Annotated in this window: 12 protein-coding genes; 5 read left to right on the top strand and 7 right to left on the bottom strand. The window is 59.3% G+C overall.

Features of this window, described 5'->3' with window-relative positions; all coding sequences use genetic code 11:
- Nucleotides 1–85: 85 nt before the first annotated feature.
- Nucleotides 86–3,544, bottom strand: a complete 3,459-nt coding sequence (gene mfd / locus ACR0LF_RS01560) for a transcription-repair coupling factor (protein ID WP_480573955.1) — start codon at nt 3,542–3,544, stop codon at nt 86–88.
- A 20-nt stretch (nt 3,545–3,564) separates the two neighbouring features.
- Nucleotides 3,565–4,089 (bottom strand): component of SufBCD complex, encoded by a 525-nt coding sequence (locus tag ACR0LF_RS01555; protein ID WP_480573952.1) that lies wholly within the window; start codon nt 4,087–4,089, stop codon nt 3,565–3,567.
- A gap of 120 nt (nt 4,090–4,209) precedes the next feature.
- On the opposite strand from ACR0LF_RS01555, the gene hemB reads away from it, so the two are divergent.
- From hemB to ACR0LF_RS01535, 4 genes are all read left to right on the top strand, one after another.
- Nucleotides 4,210–5,208: a porphobilinogen synthase gene (gene hemB / locus ACR0LF_RS01550; protein WP_480573949.1), complete on the top strand. Its 999-nt coding sequence runs from the start codon at nt 4,210–4,212 to the stop codon at nt 5,206–5,208.
- A 143-nt stretch (nt 5,209–5,351) separates the two neighbouring features.
- The gene (locus tag ACR0LF_RS01545) at nt 5,352–5,927 is read left to right on the top strand and encodes a lipid-binding SYLF domain-containing protein (protein WP_480573946.1); all 576 of its coding nucleotides are present in this window, start codon (nt 5,352–5,354) and stop codon (nt 5,925–5,927) included.
- A gap of 169 nt (nt 5,928–6,096) precedes the next feature.
- Complete coding sequence (locus ACR0LF_RS01540; protein ID WP_480573943.1) at nt 6,097–8,559, top strand: penicillin acylase family protein; 2,463 nt, start codon at nt 6,097–6,099, stop codon at nt 8,557–8,559.
- A 109-nt stretch (nt 8,560–8,668) separates the two neighbouring features.
- Complete coding sequence (locus tag ACR0LF_RS01535; RefSeq protein WP_480573940.1) at nt 8,669–9,064, top strand: SgcJ/EcaC family oxidoreductase; 396 nt, start codon at nt 8,669–8,671, stop codon at nt 9,062–9,064.
- A gap of 1 nt (nt 9,065) precedes the next feature.
- Here ACR0LF_RS01535 and ACR0LF_RS01530 read toward each other — a convergent pair whose 3' ends face one another.
- The 5 genes from ACR0LF_RS01530 to trkA form a co-directional block, all read right to left on the bottom strand.
- Nucleotides 9,066–9,371 (bottom strand): putative quinol monooxygenase, encoded by a 306-nt coding sequence (locus ACR0LF_RS01530; protein ID WP_480573937.1) that lies wholly within the window; start codon nt 9,369–9,371, stop codon nt 9,066–9,068.
- 20 nt (nt 9,372–9,391) lie between these two features.
- A complete protein-coding gene (gene hflX / locus ACR0LF_RS01525) occupies nt 9,392–10,663 on the bottom strand; it encodes a GTPase HflX (RefSeq protein ID WP_480573934.1) in 1,272 nt (423 codons plus the stop codon).
- On the bottom strand, nt 10,663–10,902 hold the full coding sequence (gene hfq / locus ACR0LF_RS01520; RefSeq protein ID WP_005982826.1) for an RNA chaperone Hfq: 240 nt from the start codon (nt 10,900–10,902) through the stop codon (nt 10,663–10,665). Before hfq ends, hflX begins: the two co-directional genes overlap by 1 nt.
- 132 nt (nt 10,903–11,034) lie before the next feature.
- Complete coding sequence (locus ACR0LF_RS01515; protein ID WP_480573930.1) at nt 11,035–12,573, bottom strand: TrkH family potassium uptake protein; 1,539 nt, start codon at nt 12,571–12,573, stop codon at nt 11,035–11,037.
- Complete coding sequence (gene trkA / locus ACR0LF_RS01510) at nt 12,573–13,949, bottom strand: Trk system potassium transporter TrkA (RefSeq protein WP_480573928.1); 1,377 nt, start codon at nt 13,947–13,949, stop codon at nt 12,573–12,575. Before trkA ends, ACR0LF_RS01515 begins: the two co-directional genes overlap by 1 nt.
- 96 nt (nt 13,950–14,045) lie before the next feature.
- Between trkA and ACR0LF_RS01505 the strand changes: the two genes are divergently transcribed.
- Nucleotides 14,046–14,525, top strand: a complete 480-nt coding sequence (locus ACR0LF_RS01505) for a hypothetical protein (protein WP_480573925.1) — start codon at nt 14,046–14,048, stop codon at nt 14,523–14,525.
- The last annotated feature ends 26 nt before the right edge of the window (nt 14,526–14,551 follow it).

The following is a 14,551-nucleotide window of genomic DNA, read 5'->3' as shown; positions in this document are numbered from 1 at the left end:
TGGGATCCGTTACTTCATCTGGCCGTAAATATCCCGGGGGAGATGCGCGGAACGCGCATCGGGGGCAGAGCCCCTGTCTTACCTGTCAGCCAGCTTTGGCCTTCTTCTTTTCCGCGACCACTTTTTCAGCAAGGTCGCGGGCAATCGCGAAGGCGCCCTTGATCTTGTCGCTGTCCTTTTTCCAGTCGCGATGCACGACGATCTTGTTGTCTTTGACCTTGGCCATGCCGCGCTGGTTCTGGATGAATTCGACCAGCCCCTGAGGGGACGCAAATTTGTCATTGTGGAACTGGATCGTCGCGCCTTTAGGACCGCCATCCAGCTTTGCAATTCCGGCGCGTTTACACATCGCCTTGATACGCACGACCAGCATCAGTGTGTTGACCTCTTTCGGCAATTTGCCGAACCGGTCGATCAACTCGGCGGCGAAGCCTTCCAACTCGACCTTGGTCGACAGCGATGACAGGCGGCGATAAAGACCAAGACGGACGTCCAGATCGGGCACGTAGTCCTCGGGGATCAGGACCGGAACGCCCAGATTGATCTGCGGGGCCCATTGATCGTCAGCGTCCGACAACCCTTCCATCTCGCCCGCTTTGATCTTGGCAATCGCCTCTTCCAGCATCGACTGATAAAGTTCGTACCCCACATCGCGCATCTGACCTGATTGTTCTTCACCAAGCAGGTTGCCCGCGCCGCGAATGTCGAGGTCTTGGCTGGCCAGAGTGAACCCGGCCCCCAGCGTGTCAAGCGAACCCAGAACCCGCAGGCGTTTTTCGGCGGTGGCGGTCAGTTTCTGACGCGGTTTCGTGGTCAGGTAGGCGTAAGCCCGCGTCTTCGAGCGCCCTACCCGCCCGCGTATCTGATAGAGTTGTGCAAGGCCGAACATATCTGCGCGGTGTACAACCATCGTATTAGCTGTCGGAATATCCAAGCCACTTTCGACAATCGTCGTGGCCAGCAACACGTCGTATTTGCCGTCATAGAACGCGTTCATTCTGTCATCGAGTTCTCCCGCAGCCATCTGGCCATGGGCAACCACATAGGTCAGCTCCGGCAGCTGTTCCTTGAGGAACTCTTCGATCTCGGGCAAATCCGAGATACGCGGGACCACATAGAAACTTTGCCCGCCGCGATAGTGTTCACGCAACAGCGCTTCGCGGATCGTCACCGCGTCGAATTCGCTGACATAGGTGCGGATCGCCAGACGGTCGATGGGCGGAGTGCCGATGATCGACAGATCGCGCACGCCGGTCAGCGACAATTGCAAGGTCCGCGGGATCGGCGTGGCGGTCAGCGTCAGCACGTGCACGTCCGAGCGCAATTGCTTCAGCCTCTCTTTGTGACCAACACCGAAATGCTGTTCCTCGTCAATGATCAGCAGACCCAGATTGTTGAACCGTATTCCCTTGGCCAGCAGCGCGTGGGTTCCGATCACGATATCCACTGTACCGCGCGCCAACCCGTCGCGGGTCTGCTGTGCCTCTTTCGCCGAAACAAAACGCGACAGCTGCCGGACCTCCAGAGGGAAACCTCGGAACCGTTCCTTGAAGGATGCCGCGTGCTGGCGAGCCAGCAAGGTGGTCGGAGCGACAACAGCCACCTGTACGCCGGACATGGCCGCAACAAAGGCCGCGCGCATGGCGACTTCGGTTTTACCAAAGCCGACATCGCCACAGATCAGGCGATCCATCGGTGCACCGGAATGCATGTCCTCCATCACCTCTGTGATGGCACGCAACTGGTCGTCGGTCTCCTGATAGGGGAAACGGGCGCTGAACTCCTCCCACGCATGGGGCGGCGGGTCCATCACAGGGGCCTTGCGCAGAGCGCGTTCGGCGGCGATGCGGATCAGCTTGTCCGCCATCTCGCGAATACGTTCTTTGAGCTTGGCCTTTTGGGCCTGCCATGCGCCGCCGCCCAGACGGTCAAGCAATCCTTCGTCATGGCCGTATTTCGACAGAAGCTCGATATTTTCGACCGGCAGGTACAGTTTGGCTTGCTCGGCATATTCAAGCAGCAGGCATTCATGGGCGGCACCGGCGGCGGTGACAACCTCCATCCCCCGGTAGCGACCAATGCCGTGATCCACATGCACCACCAGATCGCCGGGGCTGAGCGATTGGGTCTCGGTCAGGAAGTTCTCGGCCTTGCGGCGTTTCTTGGGCTGGCGGATAAGGCGGTCGCCCAAAACATCCTGTTCCGCGATAACCGTCAGGTCGGGGGTTTCGAACCCATGCTCCAACGCCCAGACCGCAAGGTGCAGGCCGCGCTTGCCGATGCGGGTGCCATTGGACACCGGAATGGCCTCGGCCAAACCTTCGTCCTCGATCAGACCGGTCAGACGTTCGCGCGCGCCTTCGGAATATGACGCAATAAGAACCGGCCCCTTGTCGAGCTTGGCTGTGATGTGGCTGGCCAAAGCGCCAAACAGACTGATGCTTTCCTGCTGACGTTCCGGGGCAAAGTTGCGCCCAATGCGGCCGCCTGCATCGATGACACCGGGGCCCGACGCTTGCGGCAATGGGCTGAACTGCATCACCCGACGATCCGCGACCACCGCCTCCCACGCCGCGTCGTCGAGATACAACAGTCCCGGAGGCGTTGGTTTATAGACCGTGTCCATGCGAGATCGGTTTTCCAGCGCCAAACGCCGGGTTTCATATTGATCGGCAATCGTCTCCCACCGGGCCAGCCGTGCCGGTGTGACCTGATCATCGACTGTGATCGAGGCATCCGGAAGATAATCAAACAGCGTCTCAAGCTTGTCATGGAAGAACGGCAGCCAGTGTTCGATGCCCTGATGCTTGCGGCCGGCGCTGACGGCCTCATACAACGGGTCATCGGTGCCCGCCGCACCGAATTCGATGCGGTAATTCTGACGGAACCGAGTGATCGCGGCCTCGTCCAGAATGACCTCGGACACGGGCGCGAGTTCCACCACGTCCAGCTTTTCGGTTGTGCGCTGTGATACCGGATCAAATCGGCGCGCGCCGTCCAGAACGTCTCCGAACAAGTCCAGACGAACCGGGCCGGATTCGCCCGGAGGGAAAATGTCGATAATGCCGCCGCGAATGGCGTAGTCTCCGGGCTCCATCACCGTGGGGCTTTGGGTGAAACCCATGCGCACCAGAAAATTCCTGAGCGCGGTTTCATCAATGCGCTGATCCACGCGGGCGGTAAACGCCGCTTCGCGCAGAACCTCTCGCGCAGGGACGCGTTGGGTCGCGGCATTCAGAGTCGTCAGCAGAACGAACTTCTGCGGCATCTGGTGAACCAGCGCCGCCAGCGTGGCCACCCGCGCCGCCGAGATATCCGCGTTAGGTGACACCCGATCATAAGGAAGGCAATCCCAGCCCGGAAACACAAAGACCGGCATGTCGGGGGCAAAGAAAGCCAGCGCCGCACGCATCGCCTCCATCCGCTTGTCATCACGCGCGACATGGGCCACCGGCCCGTTGGTGCGGGCGATTTCGTTCAGCACAAGCTGCGCGTCAAACCCTTCGGGGGCGCCGCCAACTGTCACGTGGTTCGGAGCCTTCATCGCCTCGCCTTTCAGATTTGCTATCCCAGAACGCCGATCGAAATGTTCTGATACATGCCCCAGAACGAAGTGACCAGTATCGAGATCATGCCGATGATCTGGGTATACAGCCGACAGCGCGAAATCGTCTTTGAAACCGTCTCAATCGTCAGCTCCTGCTGCCGCAAACGCCTTGCGTGCACAATGTTTACCAACAGCACCAGCGTCATCGGAAACAGCAGCAAAAACACGGCCTGCGCAATTTCGACACCGTAATAAAACCCTAACGTCGCCAGGCCAGTGAACAAAAAACATCCAGCCGCCAGCAATATGGTACCTGACATGTCCACGATCAGCAGAATTCGGTTGGTGTGAATGCGAACGATGTCGAGAAGATCAACCTCGACCTGCCCCCCGACCCGCCGGGCGCGCACCACCAGATCGTAGGGAATGCCCATGACCCAGTGACTGGCTGACGACCAGGCAACTGCCAGCACAATCCAGAACCAGAGATTCGAAAAGCTGCGCATGTCGATGACTTCAAAGATCGAAGAGTACCAGTCCAAACCCAACCCTTTATTCAAACCACTCAGGGAGGTTCTGCCACGCAGCCGCGTCCATTGATACCCTTGAGACCTTTGTGAATTCATGCCACCCAATGCACGAATGTTCAAGGAGAACGCGCCATGAAACCGACCATTGCCCCCTATCCCATGACCCGCTTTCGGCGCGCCCGTCAATCCGAGGCAATTCGCGGGCTGGTGCGCGAAAACACTCTTACCACTGATGACCTGATCTGGCCCGTATTCGTACGCGATGGCGAAGGGATTGAAGAGCCGGTCCCTTCAATGCCAGGCGTGATGCGCCGCTCGGTAGATCTGATTGCAAAGGCGGCGGTCGAAGCCCAAGCGCTTGAGATTCCGGCGATTTGCATCTTTCCCTACACGGATCCTTCGCTGAAAACCGAAGATTGCGCAGAAGCCTGGAACCCTGATAACCTGTCGAACCGGGCCATTCGGGCGATCAAGTCAGCGGCCCCGGATATCGCCGTAATGACCGATGTTGCGCTGGACCCCTATAACATCAATGGCCATGACGGTTATGTCGTCGATGGCGAGATCGTGAATGATCAAACCGTTGAGGCGCTGGTCAAGATGACCCTCGCCCAAGCCGAGGCAGGTGCGGATATCATCGGCCCGTCGGACATGATGGACGGCCGTATCGGGGAAATGCGCAGCGCGCTGGAAGGTGCAGGCCATCACAATGTGATGATCCTCAGCTATGCCGCGAAATATGCCAGTGCCTTTTACGGCCCGTTCCGCGACGCGGTCGGCGCATCGGGTGCCCTGACCGGGGACAAGAAAACCTATCAGATGGACCCGGCCAACTCGGACGAGGCGCTGCGCCTGATCGAACGCGACCTGACCGAGGGCGCGGATATGGTGATGATCAAACCGGGAATGCCCTATCTGGATATCTGCCGCCGGGTGAAAGACAGCTTTGGCGCGCCAACCTATGCCTATCAGGTCTCTGGCGAGTACGCGATGATTCAGGCGGCGGCTCAGAACGGTTGGATCGATGGCGACAAGGTGATGCTGGAAAGCCTGCTGGCCTTCAAGCGCGCCGGGTGCGACGGAATCCTGACCTATTTCGCGCCTCAGGTTGCGCGCACGCTGCAAAGCTAAAACCCCAAAGACTCGCGACTTTTCGCCGATAATCCTGCGCAGGCGGACAGCTTTCCCGTGACACATCGCCCTAATCGGCGTATCCTTGCCGCCAAGATCGGGAATACCCGACACATCAGGCACAGTTACAGAGACAAAAAACCATGAGCAGTTCCAATTCCCCCCGACTGAATCGTCGCGGCTTTGCCTTTGGCATGGCAGGGCTAACCCTGACCGCAGCCTGCGGCAACGGTGTCGGCAGTTCCAACGCAGCGACAATCGATGCGCGCGTTGATGCCACGTTGACCGAGATGTACGCGAAATACCCCAACACTGTTGACATCGCGAACAAAGCCAACGGCATGTTGGTTATGCCCCTGATCACCGACGCCGGATTGATCTTTTTTGGCGGCGCTTACGGCCAAGGCGCGCTGCGCATCAACGGGGCGACGGTCGATTACTATTCTGCAATTTCCGGAACCGCAGGCCTGCAACTCGGTGCGCAGCAATATGCGCATATCCTGTTCTTCATGACCGAAGATGCGCTGAACGATTTCCGCCGTTCCAGCGGATGGACGGCAGGTGCCGATATCGGGTACGTGGTTGACGCAACCGGGAATTCCTTGTCCACGGACACGACAACACTGCGTTCGCCGGTGCTGGCGGTGGTCTTTGGCCAGGCCGGTCTGAAATTCGGCGCGACCGTCGAAGGCACGAAATACACCCGCATCATTCCATAATCCGGATTACCACTTCCCCCTCAAACGGTCCCCGTCGCAGCGTAAAACTGCGGCGGGGCATTCGTTTTAACCCTTTCCACGCAGGTTCTTGCCGCGTTCCTCTTTCGGTCAGACCCTCCATCCTCTAGTCTCTGCCCAACCTTCATCTGAATAAGAATCTGGGGCAGTAATGGGTCTTGTTTTCCGCTGGCTGGTGCGCATCGCGTCGGGTCTGATTATTCTGATCCTCGCTGCGGTGGGCCTTGTCTATTTTCTGGCCAGCCAATCCCTGCCCGACTATGACCAGACGCTTGAGGTCGATGGGCTGACCGCCCCGGTCGAGATCGTACGCGACACGGCCAACGTTCCGCATATTCTGGCCCAGAATGACCCCGATGTTTTCTTTGGCCTGGGGTATGCCCATGCGCAGGACCGGCTGTGGCAAATGACGGTGATGCGCCGCACCGCCCAGGGGCGTTTATCCGAGGTCTTTGGCCCACGCACGCTTCACATCGACAAGCTTCTGCGCCGCTTGGACCTTTATGGCCTTGCCCACCGCTCGGTCGAGGTGCAGGACGACTATACCAAGGCTGCACTGCGCGCCTATTCCGCTGGGGTCAACGCCCGGCTGACCGAAATCAACGAAGAGGCTCTGGGGCGCGGTGCTCCGGAAATGTTCCTGTTCAACGCCCCAGTCTCACCCTGGCAGCCGGGCGACAGCATCGCGGTGATCAAGCTGATGGCGCTGCAATTGTCAGGCCACCTGAGCGATGAGGTTCTGCGCGCCCGCACCTCGCTGATGCTGAACGATCCCGCCCGTTTGGCGGATATCCTGCCTGACGTGCCCGGACCCGGTATTGCGGCACTTCCTGAATATGCCGCTTTGTTCCCCAATCTACCACGTTATGCCGCAGGTTTGGACACCCCTGAGTCACCCTTGTCGCCCATTCCAAAGCGCGGTTTGGCCGGAGCGTCCAATGCCTGGACCGCCGCCCCATCGAGGTCGGCAAGCGGAGGCACATTGCTGGCCAACGACCCGCATCTGGGCTTCACGGCACCAGGGGTGTGGTATCTGGCACATCTTGGTCTGCAAAAAGGCGGTGTGATCGGGGCCTCGATCCCCGGCGTGCCCGCCATCATGACCGGGCGCAGCGACCGATTGGGATGGGGGCTGACTTCGTCATATCTCGACGATCAGGACGTTCATATCGAACAGCTCAATCCTGATAACCCGGAAGAATACCTGACCCCGGACGGCTTCAAGGAGTTTCAGACGCGCCCCTCGATCATTGAGATCAAGGATAAGGCCCCGGTTACGCTGACCCTTCGCTGGACGGATAACGGGCCGGTTCTGCCGGGCACGGACTACAAGCTGGAAACCATCACACCACCGGGGCACGTAGCGTCCCTGTCCTGGACCGCGCTTAGCCCGCAAGACACGTCAATGTCGGCATCCATGGCGCTGATGAACGCTGACAGCGTGCAAGAGGCCATCACGGTTGGAGAGCGCTTCATCGCCCCGTCTCAGAACCTGTCGCTGGTCGACAAGACCACAATCGGGATGAAGCTGATTGGCGCAATGCCCCGGCGCGATCTGCAAAACCAAAGCCGTGGGCGCATCCCCTCGCCCGGCTGGATCGAGGCCAACCGCTGGCAAGGCCGCCTGCCCTATGCCGACAACCCGGAATTCGTGGCCCCCGTCGGCGGCGTTCTGGGCAACACCAACAACAAGATCATCGACCGCCCGTTCCCGGATCATGTGTCTTATGAATGGGGCGATACACAGCGCGTGCATCGTTGGGAACGCCTGATGCAATCGCGCGAGGTGCATACCCGCGACAGCTTTATCGAAGCGCAACTAGACACGGTCAGCTTTACCGCGCGGTCCCTGCTTCCGCTGATCGGTGCCGATTTGTGGTTCACCGGTGCCTCGGCCCCCGAAGGCACACCAGAGCGCCAACGGCAGATAGCCCTGTCCCTGCTTGCGGACTGGAACGGCGAGATGAACGAACACCTGCCCGAGCCGTTGATCTATGCGGCCTGGCTGCGCGCCCTGCAAATCCGTCTGATCTCGGACGAACTTGGACCACTGGCCAGCGAATACAAACATGTCGAACCGCTGTTCATTGAACGGGTCTATCGCGACATCGACGGCGCTGGCGTCTGGTGCGATGTGCTGCAAAGCGCCCCGGTCGAGACCTGCACCGAGATGTCGCGGCTGGCGCTGGATGACGCCCTGATCTGGATCTCCGAACGCTATGGCAGCGCGCTGGAGTCCTTGCGTTGGGGCGACGCGCATCAGGCGACGCACGACCACCCGGTGCTTGGATCTGTCCCTGTTCTGAGGTTTTTCGTAAACATTCGCCAATCGACCAGCGGTGGCGACAATACCCTGCTGCGGGGACGCACCTCGGGAGAAGGGCCGGACCCGTTCCAGAATGTACATGGGGCGGGGTATCGCGGCGTTTATGACTTTGCTGATCCCAACAGCTCGGTCTTTATCACGGCGACCGGGCAGTCGGGCCATTTCCTGTCGCGCTATTATGACGATCAGGCGCAGCTGTGGCGGCGTGGCGAGTATATTCCGATGTCACTGGACCTTGATCTGGCCCGCGCAGCCGCCGTTGGCGTGACCAATCTGATCCCGCGATAATCCGCCTATTCGGCAAGTCCTCGCCCCGATTTCTGCGCCATCGTGGCACCTTGAGCCTTTTTCGCCTAACATCATCGGGCCGATTATGTGGGACCAAGGGGGAACGATTATGGCCAGTATTCGGGATGTCCTAAATAATCTTGCACGCGATTACGCTATCGCCTGGAGTTCAGGTGACCCCGACGCGGTTGCCGGATTCTTTGCGCCAGACGGCCAGATCACGATCAACCGGGGCGACCCGATCGAAGGGCGCGCGGCGATTGCCGACATGGCCCGGGGCTTCTACGCGGATTTTCCGGATCTGGAGGTACGCTGCGACATGATGCGGTGGGCCGGATCTCATGCCATTTTTGTCAAAACTCTCGAAGGGCACCACGCTGAAACCGGCAATCACGTCATAGCGCGTGGATGGGAAGAGTGGGAATTGACGCCGGATTACCTGGTACAATCATCGCTGGGCTGGTTCGACGCGGATGATTATCAACGGCAGATAGACGGGGCCTGAGCTAGCCCCTGTTGGTTCCGCTTTCTATCTTGTAGTTTCGCGGAATCCCCTGAGTGATCCGAGACCAGTCAGACGCCTGCGCCCGCGCCTGATGCGCGTCAAAGGCCTGCTGGTCCACGAACACTTCTGACACGTTGAACCGACCCGGACTGGTCGGATCTTCGATCACTTCGAAGGAAATGCAACCCTCTTCCTTGCGTGTCAGTTTCACATGTTCCGGCAGGGCCGCGCGCACCTCTTCCAATCGGTCGGCAGGCACGGTGATATAGCCGCTCAAAAACACCCGCTGATCTGGCTTGTCAGACATATTCAGCCCTGCCGCCAAATCTACAGCGCCTCAAACTGAGACGCTTGTTTATCAGTCCACAGAACGGTGATGCGAAAGCCCTCTTCGGTCTGTTCTTCGCTGCGCACAACATCCTGACGGAACAGCCAGGCCCGTTTGTTACCCTCCGAGAAGGACAGGTTCAAAACCTCCTCATGCCGCGCGCCTTGCAACTGGGTCGCGATCTCGGACAGCAAAGGGTCGATCCCTTCACCGGTCACCGCCGAAATGGCGAAAATTGCCGGATCGCGTTCCGCGCGTGCCAAAGTCGCCTCGCGCTCATCGTCGCTGAGCAGGTCGATCTTGTTCCAGACCTCAAGCCGGGGCCGCTCTTCATCGACCCCCAACGAGGTCAGGATCGCCTCGACATCCTGCGCCTGCGCCTCCGTTTCCTCGTGGCTGATGTCGCGCACATGGACGATCAGGTCAGCCCCCAGCACCTCTTCCAGCGTAGCCCGAAAGGCCGCCACCAGTTCGGTCGGCAAGTTCGAGATGAAACCCACCGTGTCGGACAGGATTACCTCGGGGCCATCAGGCAACTGTACGCGGCGCATGGTCGGGTCCAGCGTGGCGAACAGCATGTCCTTGGCCATCACTTCGGCCCCGGTCAGGTGATTGAACAGAGTGGATTTGCCAGCGTTTGTATAACCGACCAATGCAACAATCGGGTAAGGCACCTTTGCCCGCGCCGCTCGGTGCAACGTGCGGGTCTTGACCACCTTCTGCAATTGGCGCCGCAAGCGCACCAGTTGTTCGTCAATGGCGCGGCGGTCGGCTTCGATCTGGGTTTCGCCGGGTCCGCCGACAAACCCCAATCCGCCCCGCTGACGTTCAAGGTGGGTCCAGGCCCGCACCAGCCGCGTGCGCTGATAGCTAAGCGCCGCCATCTCGACCTGCAGCACACCTTCGCGGGTCCGTGCGCGGTCGCTGAATATTTCCAAAATCAGCCCGGTCCGGTCGAGGATCTTGACCCTCCACGCCTTTTCCAGGTTACGCTGCTGAACCGGCGTCACCGGCCCATCGATCAGAACCAGTTCAACCTCGTTTTCGTGAAATCGCTCGCCAAGCTCTTCGATCTTGCCGCTGCCGAACAAATGCCCCGCTTGGGCGCGTTGAACGCGAACGATTTCGGACCCGATCACATCCAGATCGGGCAATGCGGCGGCCAGTGCAACCGCCTCTTCCAGCGCCGGTTCGGGGACACGGCGCTGTTCATCTGATTTGATTTCGGGATGCAGCACCCAGGCTCGGGTGCGCGTCCGGTCATGTTCCATCAAGAGGCGTCTTCGCCCTCATACAGGTTGATCGGCTGCGATGGCATGATGGTCGAAATCGCGTGCTTGTATACCAACTGCGACTGTCCGTCGCGGCGCAACAATACGCAGAAATTGTCGAACCAGGTGATCACACCCTGCAGTTTTACACCGTTGATCAGGAAAATCGTAACCGGAACCTTAGCTTTCCGTACATTGTTCAGGAAGGCATCCTGAAGATTCTGTCTGTCCGAAGCCATATTTTTATAATCTCGCCATTGTTCTTGCTACGCGCTGCGGACCAACGCGCTCCCTCTCGGAGAGTATGGAGTGCTATGCGCAGATATTCCAGATGAAAAATCAGGCGTTAACACTCGCGACATGCGCCCGGTTCAATCCCGCCACAGAGAAGGTGTGATCAGGGCAATGATTGCCAGTGTTTCCAAACGACCAATCACCATTGCCGCGCAAAGGGTCAGTTTGGCACCGGCGGACAGGTCGATCAGGCGAATTGGAACATCCGTGGCCAGATCGATCAAAGGCCCCGTCGTGCTGAGCATTGCAACGCTGAGCACCATCGCTTGTTCAAACCCAGACCCCATCGCCGCCAACAGCAGGTTAAAAACAGCAAGCGTAAGCGCAAAAAGCATCAGGAAGATCCAGGCGATAAAGGCACCATCGCTTTGAATGCGCCGGTTACCGCCCCCTGCACCACTGACCGATGAGGGATAGATCAATCGGTCAATCTCACGTGCGCCGTTCAGGTACAGTGCGAAGACACGCAAAAGTTTGACACCTCCGGCCGTAGTTGCGACACCGCCGCCGATCAATGCCAGCCCCATCAGCAGCAGACCCGGTGTTCCCAGCCCGGAAAGTTGTTGCGCATCGTTCCAGTTTGCGCTTTCGAAACCAGCGGTTGTCAAAAAGGCCAGAACGGTGAACAGCATCCCCCAGATAACCTGCAATGCCTGTAAGGGTTCGATTTGACCACCGATTTCTGTCACCCCGGCAAACACGCGGAAGAACAGCAAGATCGCCACGGCCAGAACAATCATCAGGCCGATACGAAACTCGGGATCCGTATCCAGACGGGAATAGCCGGTTGTGGCGGTATCTTTCGAAAAGGTCAGGCGCGAGAGGGCGAAGAACAGAAACAGAAACAGGATTGCTTCACCCGTAAAACCGGCCTGAGCCCCCTCCATCCCTCCGACCGGAGAAATCCCGGACGTCGCCATAACAGCCATCGCATGACAGACGGCTGTCAATCCGACTTCACCAGCGATGAGCAAAAGTACCCAGATCACTGCAGTCAGCCCGGCATAAACCGGCGTCAGCGTCTTCGCCACGCGGATCAGACGGCCACGCGGGTCCACGCGTTCGCTTTGCGCCACCCCGGACACGGGGCGCCCCGGTTGCCCCTTGGCCGTGACCTCGAACCCGCCAAGTGACAACGGAGCAAGGATCGCGGCAGCCGCGATCCACATCAGCAGGCCGCCCATCCAGCCGACCAAAGCGCGCCACAGATGCAGCGGTGCCGACAGGCGATCAGGGTTCGGAAACAGATCCGCCCCCGTGGTCGTCAGGGCGCTGACCATATCGAAATAGGCGTTGAGAAAAATGGTCGTTCCAAGCGCGTCGTGAAACGGGATGGCCAGAAAGATGGGAAGGATGGTGAAACATCCCAACATCACCGCTAACTGACCCAATGTCCCCCGTCGCGGAACGCGGTTGGACGACGCCATCGCGATTGTGGCAACCAGAAACAGCCCCAAAAGGCCCGAGTAAAGAAAGGATCGCGACGTTGAGTGATCGTCCAGCGCCAGCGCATAAATCGCCGGAATCCACATGGCCAGCGACGCAATAGCCCAGATCAGCAGAAACAGCGGCAACCGCCGCAAAAGCCCGAACTGTTGTGTCCCCGCACGCGCCATCAGAAGAAATCGATTGAAACCTGCATCAGGCGCTCGACCTCTGGCACGTCCTTAGCCATGGCAAAGATTGCCACCACATCCTTTTCATCGATCCGCAGGCTGCCCGTCGGTCGCAGAACCTCGTCCCCTTTACGCACGGCCCCCACCAGAACACCTTCGGGGAAGTCGATATCGCGCAGACGCTGCCCGGCCATCGGCGAGGTCGACAGGACCTCGGCCTCGATCACTTCGGCTTCGGCGTCACCGATAGAATAGACCTGCCGCACGCGCCCATGACGGATGTGTCGCAGGATCGAACTGACGGTTGTCGCACGCGGGTTGATATAGGCGTCAATGCCCAATGGCCCCATCAGGGCCACCATGCTGGGATCGTTTATCAGTGCAATTGCCAGCGCACAGCCTTCGGCCTTGGCGCGAACGGCGGCCAGCATATTTGTACGGTCGTCATCGGTCACCGCCAGCATCGCATCGGCCCGTTCGATCCCGGCCTCGCTCAGCAACCCGGAATCCAACCCGTCGCCGTGCAGCACAATCGTCCGCTCAAGAGCTTCGGCGGCGATCTCTGCGCTCTGCCGGTCGCGCTCGATAATCTTGGCACGTACGCGGCTTTCGCGCTCTTCCAGCGTCCGGGCCACTTCCAGCCCGACATTGCCGCCGCCGACGACCACCACGCGGTCCTGCCGCTTCTGCGCCTTGCCGAACACTTCCATGGTCCGGTCCACGTCATTCACATTTGTGAAGACATAGCATTCGTCGCCGACGAACAGCTGATCCTCGGATTCGGGCGCAAACAGAGTCCCCTCGCGGCGCACGCCGACCACAATCGAACTGAGAGTCGAGAACAGATCGGTCAGTTGCCGCAGCGGCGTGTTTACGATCGGGCAATCTTCTTCCACCCGAATGCCAAGCAGCTGTGCTTTCTCATCCATGAAGATTTCAGTGTCAAAGGCGGACGGGGCCGACAGCCGGCGCATCGCGGCAGCGGCCACTTCGCGTTCCGGGCTGATCACCACGTCAATCGGCAGGTGATCGCGGCGATAAAGGTCCGAGTGGATCGCCTCAAGATAGGATTTCGACCGCAGTCGCGCGATCTTGCGCTGGATCGAAAACACCGAGTGCGCCATCTGACAGGTGACCATGTTCACCTCATCCGAATGGGTCGCGGCGATGATCATGTCGGCGTCCCGAGCCCCTGCCCGCTCCAACACGTCGGGGTAGCTTGCAAACCCGGCGATGCCCTGCACATCCAGCGTTTCCGTCGCCCGACGCACCAGATCGGGATTGTTGTCCACGACGGTGACGTCGTTCAGCTCGCCCGAAAGGTGCCGCGCAATTTGCCAGCCAACCTGACCCGCGCCGCAAATAATGACCTTCATGTTTCTGGCCCTTCTGCCTGAAAGGATTGAATGACAGATGCCCCCAAAGCGGTCAATTGAATTGTCATCGTCGTTTAGCTGCGGCAAGATAAGCATATGAAAACGCTGTTTCCTATGCTCGTACCCTTGATGGTGCTGTCCTCATGCGGGCCGCTTTCGCTCTATTATCGCGAGGGTGAAACCGTATCTCGCCTGCAGCAAGAGACCACGCAGTGCCAGCTTGCAGCGGCCAAAGAGGTGCCAGTTGCCAATCAGGTCCGCCAAAGCCCGCCAACCTATTGGCCGGGGCGCACATATTGCGACGGCCACGGCCGTTGCTATCGATCCGCGGGCTGGTGGCAGCCGGGCCGCGTCTACACCGTGGATGTGAACCAGAACCTGCGCAACTCTGTCGAAGCGCAATGCATGGCGAAAAAAGGGTTTCGGCCTGTTAGCCTGCCGCCTTGCAAACAGAACGTGAAGTCACGCGTTCCGGCGACCCGAACCACCACATTGCCGCCGCTCAACAGCGCTTCGTGTTTTGTGAAATTCAATGATGGCTCATTCCAGATCATAACACCCGGTCAGACGGGCTGATGCGTGATCCTATCTGAGTGCTCGGC

It is taken from the genome of Ruegeria sp. E8 (assembly GCF_056533985.1).
The sequence above is the reverse complement of the archived record's forward strand: the minus strand, read 5'-3'. Positions and strand labels throughout refer to the sequence as shown.